This is a genomic window from Micromonospora sp. DT233, assembly GCF_049841815.1.
Taxonomy (GTDB): Bacteria; Actinomycetota; Actinomycetes; order Mycobacteriales; family Micromonosporaceae; genus Micromonospora.
The window spans coordinates 827,753-848,878 of sequence record NZ_JBNCLB010000001.1 but is presented as its reverse complement, the minus strand read 5'-3'; the positions used below and the strand labels follow the sequence as shown (position 1 = coordinate 848,878).

General features: G+C 72.9%; 16 protein-coding genes, 1 tRNA gene and 1 other RNA gene. 11 read left to right on the top strand and 7 right to left on the bottom strand.

Annotated elements, in window-relative coordinates:
- Window positions 1–95: 95 nt before the first annotated feature.
- Window positions 96–2,189, bottom strand: coding sequence for an NACHT domain-containing protein (locus ACLQ2V_RS04025; protein ID WP_425716937.1), 2,094 nt, complete (start codon window positions 2,187–2,189; stop codon window positions 96–98).
- A gap of 194 nt (window positions 2,190–2,383) precedes the next feature.
- Here ACLQ2V_RS04025 and ACLQ2V_RS04020 point away from each other — a divergent pair, with 194 nt between their 5' ends.
- Complete coding sequence (locus ACLQ2V_RS04020; protein WP_425716936.1) at window positions 2,384–4,018, top strand: hypothetical protein; 1,635 nt, start codon at window positions 2,384–2,386, stop codon at window positions 4,016–4,018.
- Between the two features lie 73 nt (window positions 4,019–4,091).
- On the opposite strand, the gene ACLQ2V_RS04015 is transcribed toward ACLQ2V_RS04020, so the two are convergent.
- From ACLQ2V_RS04015 to ACLQ2V_RS04005, 3 genes are all read right to left on the bottom strand, one after another.
- Window positions 4,092–4,658 (bottom strand): hypothetical protein, encoded by a 567-nt coding sequence (locus ACLQ2V_RS04015; protein WP_425716935.1) that lies wholly within the window; start codon window positions 4,656–4,658, stop codon window positions 4,092–4,094.
- On the bottom strand, window positions 4,655–5,269 hold the full coding sequence (locus ACLQ2V_RS04010; RefSeq protein WP_425716934.1) for a hypothetical protein: 615 nt from the start codon (window positions 5,267–5,269) through the stop codon (window positions 4,655–4,657). The genes ACLQ2V_RS04015 and ACLQ2V_RS04010 overlap by 4 nt, the downstream gene beginning before the upstream one ends.
- A gap of 502 nt (window positions 5,270–5,771) precedes the next feature.
- Window positions 5,772–5,856, bottom strand: a tRNA-Ser gene (locus tag ACLQ2V_RS04005).
- Window positions 5,857–5,938: 82 nt separating this feature from the next.
- Here ACLQ2V_RS04005 and ffs point away from each other — a divergent pair.
- The 9 genes from ffs (at window position 5,939) to ACLQ2V_RS03960 (ending at window position 16,388) form a co-directional block, all read left to right on the top strand.
- Window positions 5,939–6,028: signal recognition particle sRNA small type (ffs, locus tag ACLQ2V_RS04000), an RNA gene on the top strand.
- A 120-nt stretch (window positions 6,029–6,148) separates the two neighbouring features.
- On the top strand, window positions 6,149–8,911 hold the full coding sequence (locus ACLQ2V_RS03995) for a DNA polymerase III subunit gamma and tau (RefSeq protein ID WP_425716933.1): 2,763 nt from the start codon (window positions 6,149–6,151) through the stop codon (window positions 8,909–8,911).
- 205 nt (window positions 8,912–9,116) lie between these two features.
- Window positions 9,117–9,425: a YbaB/EbfC family nucleoid-associated protein gene (locus tag ACLQ2V_RS03990; RefSeq protein ID WP_425717010.1), complete on the top strand. Its 309-nt coding sequence runs from the start codon at window positions 9,117–9,119 to the stop codon at window positions 9,423–9,425.
- Between the two features lie 8 nt (window positions 9,426–9,433).
- Entirely contained in the window at window positions 9,434–10,027 is a 594-nt protein-coding gene (gene recR / locus ACLQ2V_RS03985; protein ID WP_425716932.1) for a recombination mediator RecR, read from the top strand.
- 442 nt (window positions 10,028–10,469) lie between these two features.
- A complete protein-coding gene (locus ACLQ2V_RS03980; protein ID WP_425716931.1) occupies window positions 10,470–12,134 on the top strand; it encodes an ABC transporter substrate-binding protein in 1,665 nt (554 codons plus the stop codon).
- A gap of 77 nt (window positions 12,135–12,211) precedes the next feature.
- Entirely contained in the window at window positions 12,212–13,216 is a 1,005-nt protein-coding gene (locus ACLQ2V_RS03975; RefSeq protein ID WP_425716930.1) for an ABC transporter permease, read from the top strand.
- Window positions 13,213–14,175 (top strand): ABC transporter permease, encoded by a 963-nt coding sequence (locus ACLQ2V_RS03970; protein ID WP_425716929.1) that lies wholly within the window; start codon window positions 13,213–13,215, stop codon window positions 14,173–14,175. The genes ACLQ2V_RS03975 and ACLQ2V_RS03970 overlap by 4 nt, the downstream gene beginning before the upstream one ends.
- Before the next feature lie 54 nt (window positions 14,176–14,229).
- The gene (locus ACLQ2V_RS03965; protein ID WP_425716928.1) at window positions 14,230–15,288 is read left to right on the top strand and encodes an ABC transporter ATP-binding protein; all 1,059 of its coding nucleotides are present in this window, start codon (window positions 14,230–14,232) and stop codon (window positions 15,286–15,288) included.
- On the top strand, window positions 15,285–16,388 hold the full coding sequence (locus tag ACLQ2V_RS03960) for an ABC transporter ATP-binding protein (RefSeq protein ID WP_425716927.1): 1,104 nt from the start codon (window positions 15,285–15,287) through the stop codon (window positions 16,386–16,388). Before ACLQ2V_RS03965 ends, ACLQ2V_RS03960 begins: the two co-directional genes overlap by 4 nt.
- A gap of 86 nt (window positions 16,389–16,474) precedes the next feature.
- On the opposite strand, the gene ACLQ2V_RS03955 is transcribed toward ACLQ2V_RS03960, so the two are convergent.
- Window positions 16,475–16,906, bottom strand: coding sequence for a hypothetical protein (locus ACLQ2V_RS03955; RefSeq protein WP_425717009.1), 432 nt, complete (start codon window positions 16,904–16,906; stop codon window positions 16,475–16,477).
- 80 nt (window positions 16,907–16,986) lie between these two features.
- The gene (locus ACLQ2V_RS03950) at window positions 16,987–17,607 is read right to left on the bottom strand and encodes an HNH endonuclease family protein (protein ID WP_425716926.1); all 621 of its coding nucleotides are present in this window, start codon (window positions 17,605–17,607) and stop codon (window positions 16,987–16,989) included.
- 133 nt (window positions 17,608–17,740) lie between these two features.
- Between ACLQ2V_RS03950 and ACLQ2V_RS03945 the strand changes: the two genes are divergently transcribed.
- Window positions 17,741–19,189 carry an MFS transporter gene (locus ACLQ2V_RS03945; protein WP_425716925.1) on the top strand — a complete coding sequence of 483 codons (1,449 nt, stop codon included), beginning with the start codon at window positions 17,741–17,743 and terminating at the stop codon, window positions 19,187–19,189.
- A 51-nt stretch (window positions 19,190–19,240) separates the two neighbouring features.
- On the opposite strand, the gene leuA is transcribed toward ACLQ2V_RS03945, so the two are convergent.
- The gene (leuA, locus tag ACLQ2V_RS03940) at window positions 19,241–20,989 is read right to left on the bottom strand and encodes a 2-isopropylmalate synthase (protein WP_425716924.1); all 1,749 of its coding nucleotides are present in this window, start codon (window positions 20,987–20,989) and stop codon (window positions 19,241–19,243) included.
- Between the last annotated feature and the right edge of the window lie 137 nt (window positions 20,990–21,126).

Here is a 21,126-nt window from a genome sequence, read left to right as displayed (position 1 = left end):
CGATCGCCAACCGCGATCGACCGGGGCCCGTCGCCCGTCGCCCGTCGCCCGTCGCCCGTCGATCCGGCGTCCGCCCGGCGACCCGGCGAAGGCGGTCAACCGTCCTTCAGGGCGCTGCGGTCGACGTACGGCGGCCGGGTCTGCCTCGGCCGCTTCGCCGCCGGCAGGTCGGCGAAGAAGTCCAGCAGTTCCCGGTGGACGAAGATGTAGCCGTCGCCGACGTCGCGCAGGAAGAGGCACTGCACGGCGTAGTCGAGGAACGGCCGTAGCGGGTAGGGCAGGGCCCCTTCGCGGGCGAGCCGCCGACGCAGCAGCCACTGCTCCACGATCGGCCCGAGCGCGATGGCTGCCAGCACGTACGACGTCACGGCCACCCAGACGAACAGGCCGAATCGGAGGCCCTCCGCTGCGCTGCGGGGCCAGCTCATCAGCAGCCCGGCGGCCGTGCCGGCGACCGCGCCGAGGGCCGGTGCCACGCGCCGGACGAGCCGGAGCCGTCCGCGTAGCGCGGGGCTCGGGATCTCCCGGCGCGCGGCACCACCGGGCGAACCGGCGAAGTAGAGGTGCAGCGACAGGTTGCTCACGGCGCTGAGGGCGAGCAGCACCGCCAGGACGAGACCGAGCCAGCACGCCAGGCCGGTGAAGAGGCCCGACCAGCCGTCGACGAGGCCACCGCCCGCGCCCGCCACGAGCGTGCCGGCCGTCAGCGCCCACCTGACGACCAATCGGTCGAGCAGCTCGCTGGTTCCTTCCGCCATGTCACTGAGCCAGTCGATCCGGAAGGTTCGGTCGTCCGGTTGCCGGTCCCGGCGGGCGATCAGGCCGAGGGTGTCGTACTCGCCGTAGACGAGGCCCAGCATCGTCATGACGGCGGCCAGCAGGCCGGCGGCTGCGCCCGGCCAGCCGATCAGGGCCACCCCGCAGAGACCGGTCAGCAGGCCGACGGCGGCGCCGGCAGCGAGCCGGCCGCGCGTTTCGTCGGTGTTCAAGGGCCAGTGCGCCGCCCAGTCGGGCGCGACCAGGTCCAGCACGAAGATGGACTGCTGCCGCGCCCGCAGCTGCGCGCCGAGCATGGCGAGGTGCCGCGTGACCTGCTCGGGCCGGTAGGCGCGGTGCGGCCGGTGCCGCAGCATGGTCTCGACGTACCGGGCGAAGAGCCGGTCCCGACGGCTGCCGGTGCCGGCGGTCGGGCCGGGACCGTCGGCGTAGGCCAGCGCCATGATGCTGAGCAGCAGCGGGGACCCGGTGAACTCCCACAGCTCCTCGTCCGCCGCCAGGGCGGCGCGCAGGCCGGCGAGCGCGGGCCCGGCCCGGTCCAGGTGCCGCTCGATCTGCGCCCGGGTCAGCGGCTGGATCGTGACGGTGCCGTAGACGGGCAGGATCGCGCGCAGGCGCTGGTACTCCGACTCCCGGCAGCACACGGCGATCGGGGTGAGCGGCGCTCGGGCGTGGAACGTGGCGATCGCCGTCACGCACTCGTCGCGGTGGGTCTCGCCCACCTCGTCGAGCCCGTCGAGCAGGGGCAGGATCTCCCCGGCCTCGACCCAGCCGGTCGCCTGCCCGGCGGGGATCCCGTACCGTTCGGCGAGCTGCTCGACGAGCCACTGGGCCAGCGGCTGGCGGCGCGTCGCCCAGGAGGAGAGGTTGAGCACCACCGGGATGGGCGCGTCCCGGTCGGCCTCGGCGTCGTCGAGCAGTTCCCGCGCGAGTTCGAGCAGCGTCGTCGTCTTGCCGGCACCCGGCGCCCCGAGGATCACCATGGCGCGGTCGAGCCGCGCGAAGAGCGCCGCGACCGACGCCCCGTCGTCGAGGACGTCGGTGAAGCCGTCGCGGTGGCTGGCCCGCAGCATCCACGGGTACCGCCGGTCGTCGGTCGCCGCGCTGAAACCGAGCTGCAGCCGCGCCTCCCGGTGCAGCGAGCGGTCCAGCACGCTGGTGATCCAGTAGCGGCGTACCCGGTCGAGCAGCACCCGGCGGGCCCGCGCGGCGGGGACGCCGGCCGGTGCGGGCGCGCGGGCCCGCCGGGTCTCGACCACCGTCAGCGCCACCACCACGACGGGCAGCAACGGCCAGGCCAACCAGAGGTACGGCGACAGCCGGGCGGGCAGGACCCCCGTGGCGACGTTGGTGACGACGCCCAGCAGGGCCACGCCGACCACCGAGAGGACCACCGTGCTCACCCGACGCATGCGTCGTCTCTACCGTCCGCCGCGCGCCGGCACAACCCGCGATCGGGTACGCGTGCCGCGGCCAGCACCTCGAACGGGAGCCGACCTGACAGATCCGCCCGGTCGACCGGTTTACCATCGATGATCTTCTCCCCTATGGTGGCGGCGCGTCCATGTCGAACGGGGGAGTTCTGTTGCGTCGTAGAACCGCAGGTGTGTCGGTCCTGGCCGTGCTGGCCGGACTGTCGATGAGTGCCCCCGCCCAGGCGGCGGACGGCGTCGGGACCATCACCCGGGAGGGGGTCGTCCTGCAGCACCACCGGGTGCCGAAGGCGGTCACCCCGGTGCAGGGCGCGGGGGCGACCCGTTCCGACTTCGACGGCGACGGCGTCGACGACGTCGCGGCCAGCAGCGACTTCCTCAATCCCAACCTGCCGCACTACCCGTCCGGGGTGGTCGTGGTGCGGTACTCCTCCGCCCCGCACGTCGACTACTTCCTGGGCGCCCTGTCGCCGGAGGGCGGCTGCGCCTGCTTCGGCACCGCCCTCGTGGCGGGGGACTTCAACAACGACGGGTACGACGACCTGGCGATCGGCGACCCGGGCGAGGTGGACCCCGGCAACCAGACCCACGCCGGCGGGATCTGGATCATTCCGGGCAGCGGCACGGGGCTGGTGGTCGACTCGGCCAGCCACTTCAACCAGAGCTCGACCGACGTGCCCGGCGACCCGGAGAACTACGACTCGTTCGGGGCGGCGCTCGCGGCCGGTGACATCAACGGCGACGGCCGCGACGACCTCGCGGTCGGGGCGTACCGAGAGGCGATCGAGGCCAAGCAGGAGGCCGGGGCGGTCACCGTCCTCTTCGGCGGGTTGGCCGGCCTGACGGCCACCGGGTCCGAGTACCTCCAGCAGGACCAGGCCGGGGTGCCCGGCGCGGCCGAGGGCAACGACCACTTCGGCATGACGCTCGCGATCGGCAAGGTCAACGGCGACAAGTACGCCGACCTGGCCATCGGCGCGCCGCAGGAGAACGACGGCACCTCCTTCGAGGGCAGCGGCATGGTCACCCTGATGTGGGGTTCGGCCGGCGGCGTCTCCGACACCGGCGCGACGTCGGCCACCGGCGCGTCGGTGCAGGGGGCGACGGGCCAGCCCGAGGTCATCGCGTGGTACCTGGGCGAGTCCCTCGCGATCGGCGACGTCAACGGCGACGGGCTGGGCGAGGTGGTCGCCGGTGCGCCCAGCGCCCAGACCCCCAACGTCACCGGTGGGCTCGTCGCGGCCTTCACCGGCCGTTCCGCCGGCCTGTCGGGCAGCGCCGTACGGATCGTCACGCAGGGCACTCCGGGCGTACCGGGAGACGTCGAGGGTGACGACCGCTTCGGCGCGACGCTCGCGGTCGGCGACGTGACCGGCGACGGCAAGGCGGACGTGCTCGTCGGCGCCGCCGGGGAGGACATCGGCTCGACGGTCGACGCCGGGACGATCAGCCTGCTGAAGGGCTCGGCCTCCGGGCTGACCGGCACCGGTGCGCAGGGGTTCGACCAGAACGACGAGGTGATCCCGGGCTCGTGCGAGCGCGGTGACAAGTTCGGCGCCTCCGTCGCGCTGCTCAACCTCGACGGCGCCGGCGGGCTGGACGCCGTGGTGGCGTCGATCGGGGAGGAGGTGGCCGGCGACACCGCCGGCTACCCGTCCGGGTCGATCGCCGCGTTCCACGGCTCGTCGGGCGGGCTGGTGCCGCAGGCCACCTCGTGGAGCGGCGCGTCCCTGCGCACCGACCATTTCCTGCCCCAGCAGTACGGCCTGCGCATCGCCGCCCGGCAGGGCGGGTACACCGGGTACTGAGCGGCGTGGCCGGCGAGAGGGCCGGTGACCGGGCGTGCGCCCGCGTCGCCGGCCCTTCCGCGTGACAGGCGGGTCAGCAGGGGCCGTGGCCGGTGGCGAAGAGGCGGCGGGCCCAGTCGGCGTACCCGGCGATGATTCTGCGGACCGTGCGGCCGTCGTGCAGGAAGAGGTACGCGCGGTCGCCGCGGCGGGCCAGCAGCCCGTCGAGCCGGTACGTCCCCCGTGGCGCGTGCAGCGGGCTGACCTGCCGGTAGCGGGAACGCACCTGCTCGACGGGGGTGCCGACGGTGACCCCCTCCGGGGTGCGGGCCGGGTCGTCGAGCCAGAGCAGCACCAGCCGGTCGTCGACGAAGACCGGGCTGGCCGTCTCGTGGCCGGTGAGCGTCGGCCCGCACGCGTTGACCTCGGAGCGGAGGATGCCGCGCCGGGTCAGCTCCGCCTCGGTGTCGCCGAACTCGACGTTGCGCAGGCCGCGCAGGTCGATCACCTCGCCGGTGCCCGCCGGCCGGCCGGTCCCGGGCCGATCGGGCGGGCGCGAACCGCCGCCGGCGTCGACCGGCCCCTGTGGACGTACGCCGCTGCCCGCGATCGAGGCGGCCGTCAGCAGCACGGTAATAAATACGAATTGTCGCAATTTCATGGTATCCCCCAGTCCCCAACGGGACCGGGGCGCTCAGGTTGCTGCCGGCCGGCGGATTCCTGGAATTCCCACTCCTCGGCCAGCTCGTCCCAGTAGTCGGCGCTCAGCCCGCGCCGGCCGTGCGCCAGCCAGCCGTCGGTGTTGCGCTCCAGGTGCAGGCCCAGCTCGGCGAACGGGTCGAGCCACCGTCCGGGCTCCGCGCCGATGCGGGTCAGCGCCGCGTTCAACGGCCACCGCTCGCGCGGGGCGTCCAGCACGTCGTCGAAGTGGGGCCCCCAGGCGACCGCGCCGCCGAGCCAGACCACCGACGCCTGCCGCCCGAGGCCGCCGGAGAACTCCGCCTCCAGGTACGCCACCGGCCCGTGCCGTGACCACCCGGCCAGCAGCCCGGTCAGCGCCGGCGAGAGCACCAGCTCGAACGGCCGCTCCGGGCCCGGCCGCTCCACGGCGAAGTCCGGCAGCGCCCCGGTCAGCTCCTCGACCAGTTGCGGGGTGACCGGCAGCAGCGCGAAGTCCTGCCGCAGCGCGGCGAGCACCGCGTGGTCCAGACCGGCGGTCTGCTCGCGGAGCAGCTCGACATCGGCGACCACCGCACTGAGCCGGTAACTCATGATCCTCCGTCGTGGTCTCCCGCCCGCATCGACCTCGGCTGGGGCGCCTTGCGCACGCCGCCCTCACCGGGGCGTCCACGGCACGGGACCGCCAGCCCTGGAGAACATGGACCACCAAAGCAGACAGGCCGCTGGCCAGTACGTCACCGCCGCCACCGCGAAATACCACGGACGATAACCGCTCGACAGGAGTTGGTGGCCGTGCCCTGCGGCCCAGTAGTAGACCATCCACGTCCAGACGGCGTAGCCGGTCCAGAAAATCACGGACCAGCACACGCGCGCGGACCTGGTCGGGCCCCTGCTACGCCAGTGAGAGAGCGAACGGCGGGCACCAGGACTCACGGCACCTATCATCGCCCTGCCCTGCAAGACGCCAGCCCGGAAGGCAGGCGACGGGCCGCCGCCGGACCGGCCGGAACAGGGCAACTGGGACGATCGCAGAGACGATTCAGGGCCGGTCCCTGTGAGGGCCGGCCCTGTCGTTTTTCCCTGCTCAAGCGAGCGGAGGATACGAGATTCGAACTCGTGAGGGTGTAAACCCAACACGCTTTCCAAGCGTGCGCCCTAGGCCTCTAGGCGAATCCTCCGTGGGACAGCGTACAGGTTCGTCACGGCGCGGACACCCCACCACCCCCTGAAGATCGACCGGCGGTCGGGTAGGGTGGGTGGCACCTCCCGTGCGGCGGTATCTCGTGAACCTCCCCAGGGCCGGAAGGCAGCAAGGATAAGCGAGCTCTGCCGGGTGCACGGGAGGCCTTTTTTGTCTCCGGGTGTCGCTACGGTGCACCGGCAGACCACGGTCGGTGTCGGCACGGGGTGGTGGGTGGTCACCCGCGCCCGACCGGCGCAGAATGGCTCGGTCGAGAGGAGGCGGGACGAGTGGCACTGGCGCTCTACCGCAAGTACCGGCCGCGCACCTTCGCCGAGATCATCGGCCAGGAGCACGTCACCGAGCCGCTGTCGCAGGCGCTGCGCAGCGGTCGGCTCAACCACGCGTACCTCTTCTCCGGCCCGCGGGGCTGCGGCAAGACCTCCAGCGCCCGGATCCTGGCCCGCTCGCTCAACTGTGAGCAGGGCCCCACCCCGGAGCCGTGCGGGCAGTGCGAGTCCTGCCGCTCGCTGGCCACCGACGGCGGCTCGATCGACGTGCTGGAGATCGACGCGGCCAGCCACGGCGGCGTCGACGACGCCCGCGAGCTGCGGGAGAAGGCGCTCTTCGCGCCGGCCCACAGCCGCTTCAAGATCTATGTCATCGACGAGGCGCACATGGTCTCGTCGGCCGGCTTCAACGCCCTGCTCAAGCTGGTCGAGGAGCCCCCGGAGTACGTCAAGTTCATCTTCGCCACCACCGAGCCGGAGAAGGTCCTCGGCACGATCAAGTCGCGGACCCACCACTACCCGTTCCGGCTGATCCCGCCGAAGACGCTCCGGCCCTATCTCGAGCAGCTCTGCGAGGCCGAGGGCGTCACCGTCGACCCGGCGGTCTTCCCCCTGGTGGTGCGCGCCGGTGGCGGCAGCGCCCGGGACAGCCTCTCCGTGCTCGACCAGCTGATCGCGGGCGCGGGCCCGGAGGGGGTCGGCTACGCCCGGGCCGCCGCGCTGCTCGGCGTCACCGACTCGGCGCTGATCGACGAGATGTGCGACGCGTTGGCCGCCGGGGACGGCGCGGCCGCGTACGCGACCGTGGAGCGGGTCGCCGAGGCCGGGCACGACCCGCGCCGCTTCGCCTCCGACCTGCTGGAGCGGCTGCGTGACCTGATCGTCCTGCAGCAGGTGCCCGACGCCGCCACCAAGGGCCTGATCGACGGGCCGGCCGACCAGATCGAGCGGATGACCGCCCAGGCCCAGCGGCTCGGCCCGGCCACCCTGTCCCGGTGCGCCGACATCGTGCACAACGGCCTGGTGGAGATGCGCGGCGCGACCGCGCCCCGGCTGCTGCTGGAGCTGATCTGCGCCCGGATGCTGCTGCCCGGCGTCGACGACTCGGCCGGCGGGCTGCTGCAACGCCTGGAGCGGATGGAACGCCGGATCGCCCTCGGCGGCACCGAGCCGCCGCCGGCCGCCGGCCCCGCGCCGGTCACCGCACCCCCGGCGGTACGCCCCCAGCCGGCCCCCCCGCCTGCGGCGGCTGCCGCGCCCCCCGCGCCGGCGGCGGCGTCCGCCGCCCCGGCGAGCACCCCGGTCGCGTCCGCTGCCCCCGTCTCGGCGGCTCCGGTCGCCCCGTCCACGCCTCGGCGGGAGGTCCCGCCGGAGGCGATCATGCCCGACCCGGGCACCCCCGCCCCGCCCCGCCCCGGCGCGGCGGCCCCGGGGGCGCTGGACGCGGTGGCGGTGCGCCGCGCGTGGCCGGACGTGGTCGGCAAGGTCAACCGGACCAACAAGCGGATCGCCGCGCTGATGCGGGACGCGGTCGTCCGGGACCTGGACGGCGACACGCTGGTGGTGACCGTGAAGTCGACGGTGCTGGCCAAGATGATGGCCGACCATGCCCAGGTGCTCACCGACGCGCTCTACGAGGAGTTCGGCGGGCGCTGGCAGATCCGTTGCGACGTCGCCGGCGAGCGTGGCGGGACGTCGCTGGGCGGCGGCTCCCGGGCGGCGGCTCCCGCGCCGGCCCGCCCGGCCCCGCCGGCCGCCGGCCCCGCCGCCCCGGCCCCGCCCGCCGGGAGCCCGGCACCGCCCGCCCGTCCGGCCCCGCCGGCCGCGGGTCCGCCCGCCCCCGCCCGTCCGGCCCCGCCGGCCGCGGGTCCGCCTGCCCCCGCCCGTCCGAACCCGCCCGCCGCGGTCCCGCCCGGTCCAGCCCGGCCGTCGTCCGGCGCGCCGAACGACCGGGGCCCCGGCACCGGCTCCGCGACCCCGGCCGGGGCGTCCGCGCCGGCCGGCGGGGCGGAGGAGTGGCCCGAGCCGGCCCGCCCCGGTGGGGCCGCGCCGGCCGGAGTCACGGCGCGGGACGACGACTGGCCGGAGGCGGCCCGCCCCGGCGGGCCGTCCGCCCCGGACACGACGCATCCTCCGACCACCCCGCCCCGGCACCCCGCGTCCGGCGCGGCGTCCCCCCCGACCGGTGACCCCGGCCCGCCCTGGGACGACGCCCCGGCGCAGAGCCCCGGTCCGGCCAACGGCACCACCGGGTACGGAACCGGCGGCACGGCCAACGGTGCCGCCAGGAACGGCACCCACGGCGCTGCCACCCACGGCGCTGCCACCGGCAACGGTGCTGTTCGCGGTGCCACCGGCAACGGTGCGGGCGGCGGTGCCCCGCACGGCGCGCATGGTGCTCCCGGCAACGGTGGCGCTGGCGGTAGCGCGCAGGTCAGCAGCGCCCTGGCCGCCGCGCGGGCGGCGGCGGCCGGCCGGGGTGGTCCGCGTACCCAGAACGGGGCGCGGCGCACGGCGGACGCCGACTGGGCCGGTGAGCCGCCCTACGACCCCGACTACGACGGGCCGGTGCGCGGCGGCGGCGGCGGACGGTCGGGCGCGGCGGCGGCCACCCCGGCCTACGAGGGCTTCGACCCGGGCGACGAGCCGCTGGACGAGGTGATCGACGAGCGGACCGCCCGGCAGTCCAGCGAGGAGCAAGCGGTGCAACTGCTGCGGGAGGCATTCGGCGCCGAAAAGATCGACGAGGTAGACGCCCGCTGACACCCCACCCCACCCCACCCCACCCCGCCCCGGCCGAGGCCGCGTTGATCAAGAGGTTTGTGTCAATCTTGATCTTCTAGGTGACGTAAACCTCTTGATCACCCTGACAGGGCGGGGGGAGGGGGTGGGGGGCGGCTAGGCTGGGCGCGGTCGAGCAGACGAGTGCGAGAAGGAGCCATCCGTGCGCCCAGGTGGACAGCCGAACATGCAGCAGATGCTGAAGCAGGCGCAGAAGATGCAGCAGCAGATCGCCCAGGCCCAGGCGGAGCTGGCCGAGGCCGAGCTGACCGGCACCGCCGGCGGCGGCCTGGTCACCGCGACCGTCTCCGGCACCGGCGCGATCAAGGGCATCAAGATCGACCCGAAGGCCGTCGACCCGGAGGACGTGGAGACGCTGGAGGACCTGGTGCTCGCCGCGCTGCACAACGCCGCCGAGGCGTCCCGGGTGCTGACCGAGCAGAAGATGGGCCCGGTCTCGGGCGGCATGGGCGGCCTCGGCCTGCCCGGTTTCTGAGCCGTCCGATGTACGAAGGTGCCATCCAGGATCTGATCGACGAGTTGGGGCGGCTGCCGGGCGTCGGCCCGAAGAGCGCCCAGCGCATCGCCTTCCACGTCCTGTCGGCGGACCCGGCCGACGTCAACCGGTTGGCCGGCGCGCTGCGCAAGGTCAAGGATCTGGTGCGGTTCTGCACCACCTGCTACAACGTCGCCGAGTCCGAGCAGTGCCGGATCTGCCGCGACCCGCGCCGCACCGACGAGGTGCTCTGCGTGGTCGAGGAGCCGAAGGACGTGGTGGCGGTCGAGCGGACCGGCGAGTTCCGGGGCCGGTACCACGTGCTCGGCGGGGCGATCAATCCGCTGGAGGGCATCGGCCCGGACAACCTGCGCATCCGGGAGCTGATGACCCGGCTCAGCGGTGGCGCGGTGCGCGAGTTGATTCTCGCCACCGACCCGAACACCGAGGGCGAGGCGACGGCGACGTACCTGGCGCTGATGGTCAAGCCGATGGGCATCGCGGTGACCCGGCTCGCCAGCGGCCTGCCGGTCGGCGGCGACCTGGAGTACGCCGACGAGATCACCCTCGGCCGCGCCTTCGAGGGGCGTCGGGCCGTCTGAGCCACCGCCGCGAGCGGCCGCACGGCCGGCACCGGTTCACCCGGCGCCGGCCGTTGCCGTTCCGGCCGTCCCCCGGCGGCCTCCCGTAGTCCCCCGGCGGCCTTCCGTAGTCCCCCGGCGGCCTTCCGTAGTCCCCCGGCGGCCTTCCGTAGTCCCCCGGCGGCCTTCCGCGCTACGCGCCCGGAGCCGTTGCGCGTTCTGACATGTGGAACGCCAGGCCGACAGGCCATGTAACAAGTTTGCATCTGTATAGCGGCGCAAATCGCCCCTTTACTGGCACTCCGCAGCGCTGCCGCGAACAACGCGCAGGAGTTAAGACACGATCCGATACCAACAGCTCTTCCGGCAGTTTCCCGGCGGTCCGAACGAACGCTAAGGTCACGGCGATCGGTGACCCCTGTCACCACGATGTCCGTACCCCCAAGGACGAGGTGAAGCACCCATGCGTGCACCCAGGCCGAAGGCCGCAATCGCGGCCGTCGCGGTCGCGGCCCTCGCGGTAGCAGGCTGCGCCGAGAGTAACCGCGACGACACTTCCGGTGGCAGCAAGAAGGACACGCTGGTCTTCGGCGTGGCCGGCGACCCGAAGGTCCTCGACCCCAGCTTCGCCAGCGACGGTGAGTCGCTGCGGTTCGCCCGCCAGGTCTTCGAGACCCTGGTCCGGCCGGAGGAGGGTGGCACCAAGGTCACCCCGGGGCTGGCCGAGTCCTGGACCCCCGACGCCGCCGGCACGACGTGGACGTTCAAGCTCCGCTCCGGGGTGAAGTTCCACGACGGCACCGAGTTCAACGCCGAGGCCGTCTGCGCCAACTTCGACCGCTGGTACAACGCCAAGGGCCTCATGCAGAGCCCGGACGTGACGCCGTACTGGCAGGACGTGATGGGCGGCTTCGCCAAGAACGAGCGCGACGACCTGCCGCCGAGCCTCTTCAAGGCCTGCACCGCCAAGGACGCCACCACGGTCGACCTGGCGTTCACCCGGGTCTCCAGCAAGATCCCGGCCGCGCTGATGCTGCCGTCGTTCTCCATGCAGAGCCCCAAGGCCATGGAGCAGTACGACGCCAGCAACGTCGGTGGCACCGCCGCCGACATCAAGTACCCGTCGTACGCGACGGAGCACCCGACCGGCACCGGCCCGTTCAAGTTCAAGGCCTGGGACGTCGCGAACAAGACGCTCACCATCGAGCGAAACGACGACTACACCGGCCCCAAGGCCAAGCTGAAGACCATCATCTTCAAGACCATCTCCGACGAGAACGCGCGCAAGCAGGCGCTGCGCTCCGGCGACATCCAGGGGTACGACCTGGTCGGCCCGGCCGACGTCGAGCCGCTGAAGTCCGAGGGCTTCAACATGCTCGTCCGCCCGGCGTTCAACATCCTCTACCTGGCGATCAACCAGAAGGGGAACCCGAAGCTGGCCGACGTCAAGGTCCGCCAGGCCATCGCGTACGCGCTCAACCGTCAGGCGCTGGTCGACTCGAAGCTGCCCCCGGGCGCCAAGGTCGGCGTGAACTTCATGCCGGACACCGTCGAGGGCTTCAACGGCGACGTGGCCAAGTACGACTACAACCAGGAGAAGGCCAAGCAGTTGCTGGCCGAGGCCGGCGCGTCGAACCTGAGCCTGCGGTTCCACTACCCGACCGAGGTCACCCGGCCGTACATGCCGAACCCGAAGGACATCTTCGAGTTGCTCTCGGCGGACCTCAAGGCGGTCGGCATCAAGGTCGAGGGCATCCCGCTGAAGTGGAGCCCGGACTACCTCAACGCCACCACCTCCGGCACCAAGCACGACCTGCACTTCCTCGGCTGGACCGGTGACTACGGCGACGCCTACAACTTCATCGGCACCATGTTCGACCGGCCGAAGGACGAGTGGGGCTTCAACAACAAGGCCCTGTTCGACCAGTTCGCCGACGCGGACACCACCGCCGACGTGACGGCGCGGAACGAGAAGTACAAGGCCCTCAACAAGGCGATCATGGACTACCTGCCCGGTGTGCCGATCTCGCACTCGCCCCCGGCGATCGTGTTCGGCAAGGACGTGACCGGGATCAAGGCCAGCCCGCTCACCGACGAGCGGTTCTCGACCGGCGAGTTCAAGTCCTGATCTGACGCAAGGAACGCGGGCGGGTGCCGTGACCACGGCGCCCGCCCGCGCCCTCCGTACCCCCTTTCGAGGCCGCCGTGTTCCGGTTCATCGTCAGACGCCTGCTCCAGCTGATACCAACGCTGATCGGGCTCTCCCTTCTGCTGTTCATCTGGCTGCGCCGGCTGCCCGGCGGTCCCGAGACCGCCATCCTCGGCGAGCGCGGCACGCCGGAGATGCGCGCCGCCATCCGCCGCAACTTCGGCCTCGACGAGCCGATCCTGGTGCAGTACGGCCGCTTCGTGCGGCGGCTGATCAAGCTGGACCTGGGCACCTCGACCTCCACCAAGCGGACGGTCGTCACCGAGTTCGTCGAGCGGTTCCCCGGCACGGTCGAGCTGACCGTGATGGGCATGCTGATCGCCATCGGCATCGGCATCCCGCTGGGCTACCTCGCCGCCCGCCGTCGCGGCCGGCTCTTCGACCACCTCTCGGTCGGCGGGTCGCTGATCGGCATCTGCATCCCGGTCTTCTTCCTGGCGTACGTGCTCAAGGCGCTCTTCTCGGAGACCCTGGGCTGGTTCCCGTCCAGCGGCCGGCAGGATCCGACCCTCGGGGCGACCCGGGTCACCAACTTCTTCGTCCTCGACGGTCTGCTGACCCGGGAGTGGGACGCCGCCGCCGACGCGCTCTGGCACCTGGTGCTGCCGGGCATCGCGCTGGCCAGCATCCCCCTGGCGATCATCGTCCGGATCACCCGGGCCAGCGTGCTGGAGGTGCTCAATGAGGACTTCGTCCGCACCGCCGAGGCCAAGGGCCTGACCCAGAACACGGTCCGCGGCCGGCACGTGCTGCGCAACGCGATGCTTCCCGTGGTCACCTCGATCGGCCTGCTCACCGGCGGCCTGCTCTCCGGCGCGGTGCTGACCGAGACCGTCTTCGCCTTCGGCGGCATCGGGGCCTTCGTCGCCGAGGCGATCAGCCAGCGCGACTACCCGGTCCTGATGGGCTTCATCCTGATCATCGCGGTGGTGTATGTGCTGGTGAATCTGCTGGTGGACCTCTCCTACAGCGTGATCGACCCGAGGGTGAGGGTGCGGTGACCACCATCACCGGCAAGAAGCGCGAGAAGATCGACCGGCTCGCCGAACTGGCCGCCCGCGACGACGAGCGCGGCGTCAGCATCTGGCAGGAGGCGTTCCGCCGGCTGCGCCGCAATCCCGCCGCCATCATCGGCACGGTGATCCTGGCGCTCTTCGTGCTCGTCGCGGTCGTCGGCCCGTTCCTGGTGCCGCACCCGGCGGACGCCCAGCTCTGGAAGGGCGAGATCCGGGACAACATCGGCTACTTCCCGGGCCCCCGGGCGGAGAACTGGTTCGGCGTCGACCACATCGGGCGCGACGAGTTCAGCCGGATGATCGTGGGCGCCCGGCAGACCCTGCTGGTCGGCGTGGTCTCCACGCTGATCGGTCTGGCCGTCGGGTCGCTGATCGGCGGCATCGCCGGCGCGGCCGCCGGCCTCGGCGGCCGGTGGGGCCAGGCGCTCGACAACGTCCTCATGCGCATCGTCGACATGCTGCTGGCCATGCCGAGCCTGCTGCTCGCCATCAGCATCGCCGCGCTGCTCGGCTCCAGCCTGACCACGGTGATGATCGCGGTCGGTGTGGTCTCCGTGCCGGTCTTCGCCCGGCTGCTGCGCGGCTCGATGATCTCCCAGGCCAACAGCGACTACGTGCTCGCCGCGACGTCGCTGGGCGTGAAGAAGCCAAAGATCGCGCTGACCCACGTGGTGCCGAACTCGCTCGCCCCGGTGATCGTCCAGGCCACGCTGACGCTGGCCACCGCGATCATCGAGGCCGCCGCGCTCTCCTTCCTCGGCCTGGGCAACAACGACGCCTCGATCCCCGAGTGGGGCGTGATGCTCGCCGAGGCGCAGCGTTACCTCGACGCCGCACCCCGGCTGGCGATCCTGCCCGCCCTCGCCATCATCGTCACCGCGCTCGGCTTCACCCTGCTCGGCGAGGCGATGCGCGAGGCCCTCGACCCGAAGCTGCGGAAGTAGGCCGGCCGTGTGTGCAAGCGTGCGAGCCCCGCAGTCGCGAACGGAAGGCCGGTAATGGCACTGCTCGAAGTGGACGACCTCTCCGTCACGTTCTCCCGGCGCGGCCAGCGCACCGTGCACGCCGTCGACGGGGTCTCCTTCTCGGTCGACGCGGGCGAGGTGGTCGGCCTGGTCGGCGAGTCCGGCTGCGGCAAGAGCGTCACCTCGCTGGCCATCATGGGGCTGCTGCCCAAGCAGCCCGGCCTGAAGGTCGGCGGTAGGGCGATCTTCGACGGCACGGACCTGCTCCAGCTCGACGACCGCTCCCGTCGGGACATCCGGGGCCGCGACGTGGCGATGATCTTCCAGGATCCGCTCTCCTCGCTGAACCCGGTCATCCCGATCGGGTTGCAGGTGACCGAGGTGCTGACCCGGCACCGGGGGATGCGGGGGGAGACGGCCAAGAAGGAGGCCGCCGAGCTGCTCGACCGGGTCGGCATCCCCGACCCGCGCCGGCGGCTCAAGGAGTACCCGCACCAGCTCTCCGGCGGCATGCGCCAACGCGCCCTGATCGCCATGGCGGTCGCCTGCCAGCCCCGGCTGCTGATCGCCGACGAGCCGACCACCGCGCTGGACGTGACCATCCAGGCGCAGATCCTGGAGCTGCTCAAGGAGCTGGTCCACGAGTCGAACACCGCCCTCGTGATGATCACCCACGATCTCGGCGTGGTCGCCGGCCTCTGCGACACGGTCAACGTCCTCTACGCCGGTCGGGTGGTGGAGACGGCCCGCCGCCGGCCGCTGTTCCGCCAGCCGCGCCACCCGTACACCGTGGGTCTGCTCAATTCGGTGCCGCGCCTGGACGCGGGCCGCGGCGAGCGGCTCAACCCGATCCCCGGCTCGGTCCGTGACCTGCTGGCCTGGCCGGACGGCTGCGCCTTCGCCCCGCGCTGCCCCCGCCGGATCGACGAGTGCGTGGGCGAGCCCCCGGAGCTGGTGATCACCCACGACGGCCGGGGCTACCGGTGCGTCAACCCGGCCCCGGTCCCCGGCATGGCACCGCCGGCCGCCACCGAGGGCCCGGCCGCCACCGCCACCCCGGTGCCCGCCGCGCGCGAGGAGGAGAAGCCGTGACCGGCAGCGACACGCTCGTCGAGGTCCGCGACCTGAAGGTGCACTTCCCGATCCGGCGAGGGCTCATCCTCGACCGGGTGGTCGGGCACGTCAAGGCCGTCGACGGCGTCGACCTGAGCATCCCGCGCGGGAAGACGTACGGGCTGGTCGGCGAGTCCGGCTGCGGCAAGTCCACGCTCGGCCGGGCGCTGCTCCAGCTCACCCCGCCGACCGGCGGCGAGGTCCGCTTCGACGGGGTGGAGCTGACCACCCTGCCGGCCGGGAAGCTGCGCACCATGCGCCGCCGGATGCAGATGATCTTCCAGGATCCGATGTCGAGCCTGGACCCCCGGCAGAACGTCGAGTCGATCCTGACCGAGGGGTTGCAGACCCACGGCATCGGCGCCGACCGCGACGAGCGGCGGCGGATCATCGGCGAGACCCTCGACGCGGTGGGGCTGCCCCGGTGGGCGCTGTCGCGCTACCCGCACGAGTTCTCCGGCGGCCAGCGCCAGCGCATCGGCATCGCCCGCGCCCTGGTGCTCGGCCCCGAGCTGATCGTCGCCGACGAGCCGGTCTCCGCCCTGGACGTCTCCATCCAGGCCCAGGTGGTGAACCTGCTCGACGAGCTGCAGGACAGCCTCGGCCTGACCTACCTGGTGATCGCGCACGACCTCGCCGTGGTCAAGCACATCTCCGACGTCGTCGGCGTGATGTACCTGGGCGCGCTGGTCGAGGAGGCGTCGAGCGACCGGCTCTACAGCGAGCCGCTGCACCCGTACACCCGGGCGCTGATGTCGGCCGTGCCCGTGCCGGACCCGGACGTGGAGGACCGGCGGGAGCGCATCCTGCTGGCCGGGGACCTGCCGTCGCCGGCCAACCCGCCTTCGGGCTGCCGGTTCCACACCCGGTGCCCGTGGGCCCAGCCGACCCGGTGCGCCGACGAGCGGCCGACGCTGCGCGACATCGGCGGAAGCCGGGTCGCCTGCCACTGGGCGGAGCCCATCGCCAGCGGTGAGCTGCGCCCGCACAAGGTGAGCGTCCAGCTCACCCGGCCCCAGGGTGAGGGCGAGGCCCCGGGCGTCGTCTCCGTCCCCACCGAGCCCGGCTCCTACGTCTGACGCCGAGCTGCGGCGGACCGGCCCCGACAGGTGGGGCCGGCCCGCCGCAGCCCGGTGGCGGGTCGGGCCCGGGGGTGCGGCGGCGGTCAGCCCTCCGGGCGGTGCAGCAGGCCGACCGCGACGGCGTGCACGGCGTCCAGCCCGGCCGGGTCGGCCAGCGGGGCCGCCGCGCCGGTGACGGCGTACCACTCGTCGGCCTCGCGGTACTGCACCCGCAGGGCGACCCGGCCGTCGGCGTACTCGGTGCGCAGGGTCAGCTCGCCGGTCACCACGCCGACCTCGTCGGTCATCACCCCGCCCGGACCGGGCACGATGTCGGCGGTCCGGCTCTGCGCCCCGCCGCCGGCCGGCGCCCCCGTGGGGGCCGGCTGCGCGCCGGCGGTCCCCGCGTCGGCGGACATGCCGGCGCCCGAGACGTCGGCCGGGCCCGCCGGCGCGCCGTCCGCGCTCATGCCGGCCGAGGTGGCCCCGTTCGCCGCGCTCATGCCGGCCGGTGCGCCCCCGTTCGCCGCGCTCATGCCGGCCGGTGCGCCCCCGTTCGCCGCGCCCGCGCCCTTCGCCCCCGCGCCGCCGCCGGCGGTGGTCGCCGCCTGGTCGCTCATGAGCAGCCCTCCAGCATCTCGGTCAGGGCGGACTTCTCGGCGCTGGTCACCGTCAGCCGCCAGTGGTGCTTGACCGTGACCCAGTTGTCGGCGTATTCGCACCAGTACGACTTGTTTGCCGGCTTCCACTGGGACGGGTCCTGGTCACCCTTTGCCCGGTTGCTGGAGGCGGAAACCGCCAGCAGCTGCGGCCTGGTCAGGTCGTTGGCGAAGTCGCCCCGCTTGGCGTCGTCCCACTCGTCGGCCCCCGAACGCCACGCGTTGGCCAGCGGGACGGTGTGGTCGATGTCCACGCCCGACGGGTCGGTGAAGGACCGGTTGTCGTACACGCTCTCCCAGCGGCCGGAGACCACGTTGCACCCGGAGAGCTGCACGTCCTTGCCGTCGCGCTTGAGGATCGTGTCGCGCACGTCGCAGTTCTTCCCGGTGCTGCGCCAGTGCGGGAAGTGCTCCCGGCTGTAGCCCCGCATCGAGCCGGCGCTCGCGACGGTCAGCTGGCCGAGCTTGTCGCCGGCGTTGCCGCCGCCACCGCCGGCCGGCGCCTCGGGCTCCTCGACCGCGCCGCACCCGGCGGAGACGACGGCGAGCGCCGCGGCGAGCGCGGCCGCCAGGGCCACGCGATGTCCTGATCTGGTACGCACAGACGGCACCTCTCCAGCTTGCGGGCTTACGGCGATTGGGGACAGTACCCCGGCGCGGTTTCCCTGATTCGTGGCGTCCGGCAATTCGACCGGAGGAAGATGAGTTTCCGTGAGCCAACCCGCCTCCCCGCCCGCGCTCCGACTCGGCACCCCGGCCGCCCGGGGGACGCTGCTCGCCGCGATCCTCGCCTCCGGCATGGTGTTCCTGGACAGCACCGTGGTCAACGTGGCCCTGCCCCGCCTCGGCGCGGACCTCGGTGCGACGGTGGCCGGTCTGCAATGGACCGTCAACGGTTACCTGCTGATGCTGGCCGCGTTCGTGCTGCTCGGCGGGGCGCTCGGCGACCGGTTCGGCCGGCGGCGGGTGTTCCTGCTCGGGGTGGTGTGGTTCGCGCTCGCCTCGGCGCTCTGCGGGCTGGCCCAGGGCACCGGCTGGCTGGTCGCGGCCCGGTTCCTCCAGGGGGCGGGGGGCGCGCTGCTCACCCCCGGCTCGCTCTCGGTGATCCAGGCCAGCTTCCACCCCGACGACCGGGGGAAGGCCATCGGCACCTGGTCCGGGCTGGCCGGGGTCTCCACCGCGCTCGGCCCCTTCGTCGGGGGCTGGCTGATCGACGCCCTCTCCTGGCGGTGGATCTTCTTCATCAACCTGCCGCTGGCCGTGCCGGTGGTGCTGGCCGCGCTGCGCTGGGTGCCGGAGAGCCACGACACCGACGCCTCGCGTACCGGGTCGGGGCGGCGGCGCTTCGACGTGGCCGGCGCGCTGCTCGGCGCGCTCGGCCTGGGCGGCGTCACGTACGCCCTGATCGACGCCCCGGCGCAGGGCGGCTCCCCGCCGGTGCTGGCCGCCGCGCTGGTCGGGGCGCTCGCCGTCGTCGCGTTCGTGCTGCTGGAGCGCCGCCGGGGCGAGACCGCCATGCTCCCCACCGGGCTCTTCGGCAGCCGGCTCTTCTCGGTGCTGAACGTCTTCACCGTGCTGGTCTACGCGGCGCTCGGCGGGTTCACCTTCTTCCTCGCCGTCTACCTGCAGAACGTGATCGGCTGGTCGGCGCTGCTCACCGGCCTGGCCACCGTCCCGATGACGGTGCTGCTGCTGGTCGGCTCGTCGCGGGCCGGTGCGCTGTCGGCGAAGATCGGCCCCCGGCTGCCGCTGACCGTCGGCCCGGCGCTGGCCGCGCTCGGCCTGCTGCTGCTGCGCGGGGTGCGGCCGGGCGCGTCGTACTGGACCGACGTGCTGCCCGGGGTGACCCTCTTCGGCCTCGGCCTGACCCTGGTGGTGGCCCCGCTGACGGCGTCGGTGCTGGCCGCCGTGGCGGACCGGTTCGCGGGGGTGGCCAGCGGGTTCAACAACGCGGCGTCGCGGGTGGGCGGGCTGCTGGCGGTCGCCGCGCTGCCCCTGCTGGTCGGGCTCAGCGGCACCGGGTACGAGCAGCAGGCCGCCCTGACCGAGGCGTTCCGGGGTGCGCTGGCCTGGTGCGCGGGGCTGCTGCTGGCCGGCGCGGTGCTGGCCGGGCTGCTGATCCACCGCCCGCCCCGCGCCGCGCCGGCCGCGAAGAAGTAAGCGGGGCCCCGGCCGGGCGCACTGCGCCGACAGGGGCCCCGCCGGGCGGGCTCAGGCGCGGGCGCGGTTGACGGCGCTGGTGACCGCCTTCACCGAGGCGGTGACGATGTTCGCGTCCACCCCGACGCCCCACACGGTGCGACCGTCGACCTCGCACTCGACGTACGCGGCGGCCTGCGCGTCGCCGCCGGAGGAGAGCGCGTGCTCGTGGTAGTCGAGCACCCGCACCGGCACGCCCACCGAGCCGAGCGCCGTGGCGTACGCGTCGATCGGGCCGTTGCCGACGGCGGCCAGTTCCCGGACCTCGCCGCCGACGCCCACCCGGGCCTCGATGTCGACCTTGCCGTCGGTGGTGCCGATGGCGTACTCGACCAGGGTGACCGTCGGGTCGGACTGGTGGTCGAGCAGGTAGTGGCCCGCGAAGATCTCCCACATGGTGCGCGGGTCGACCTCGCCGCCGTCGTGGTCGGTGACCTGCTGGACCACGCCGGAGAACTCGATCTGCAGCCGGCGCGGCAGGTCGAGCTGGTGCTCGCTCTTCATGATGTACGCCACGCCGCCCTTGCCGGACTGCGAGTTGACCCGGATCACGGCCTCGTAGGTGCGGCCCAGGTCCTTGGGGTCGATGGGGAGGTATGGCACCGCCCAGGTGTGCTGGTCGACCGGCACCCCGGCCGCCGCGGCGTCGGCGTGCAGGGCGTCGAAGCCCTTCTTGATCGCGTCCTGGTGGGAGCCGGAGAAGGCCGTGAAGACCAGGTCGCCCGCGTACGGGTGGCGCTCGTGCACCGGGAGCTGGTTGCAGTACTCGACGGCCCGCTTGACCTCGTCGATGTTCGAGAAGTCGATCATCGGGTCGATGCCCTGGGAGAAGAGGTTGAGCCCCAGCGTCACCAGGTCGACGTTGCCGGTGCGCTCGCCGTTGCCGAAGAGGCAACCCTCGATCCGGTCGGCGCCGGCCAGCAGGCCCAGCTCGGCGGCGGCCACGCCGGTGCCCCGGTCGTTGTGCGGGTGCAGGCTCAGCACCAGGCTGTCCCGCCGGGGCAGCCGCCGGTCCATCCACTCGATCGAGTCGGCGTACACGTTCGGGGTGGCCATCTCGACGGTGGCCGGCAGGTTGATGATCAGCTTCCGGTCCGGCGTCGGCTGGATCACGTCGATGATCGCGGTGCAGACCTCGAGCGCGTACTCCAGCTCGGTCCCCGTGTACGACTCCGGAGAGTATTCGTAGTAGATCTCGGTGTCCGGGGTGTGGATCTCCGCGTACTTCTGGCAGAGCCGCGCGCCGGTGGTGGCGATGTCGGTGATGCCGTCGCGGTCCAGCCCGAAGACCACCCGGCGTTGCAGGGTGGAGGTCGAGTTGTAGAAGTGCACGATGGCCTGCTTCGCGCCGCGCAGCGACTCGAAGGTCCGCTCGATGAGGTGCTCCCGGCACTGGGTGAGCACCTGGATGGTCACGTCGTCGGGGATCAGGTCCTGCTCGATGAGCTGCCGGACGAAGTCGAAGTCGGTCTGGCTGGCCGACGGGAAGCCGACCTCGATCTCCTTGTAGCCCATCTGCACCAGCAGCAGGAACATCCGGCGCTTGCGCTCCGGCGACATCGGGTCGATCAGGGCCTGGTTGCCGTCGCGCAGGTCGACCGCGCACCAGCGGGGGGCGGTCCCGACGTGGCGGGACGGCCAGGCCCGCTCCGGCAGGTCGATCCGGAACTGCTGCTGGTACGGCTGATAGCGCTGGTACGGCATCCGGCTGGGCTGCTGCCGGGCGATCGGATCGGTCTCAGCGTCGGTGGGTCGAGCCATGGCGGAGTGCTCCCCTGAACATGTGGCGTCAGCAATCGGAAGGTCGGCGACGCTGCCGGTGCTATCGGCGACGGTGCCGGTTCGGCGCGAAGGCCGAGAAGGACTCGGATGTGCTGGACGGCGCGACTCGACTCCGC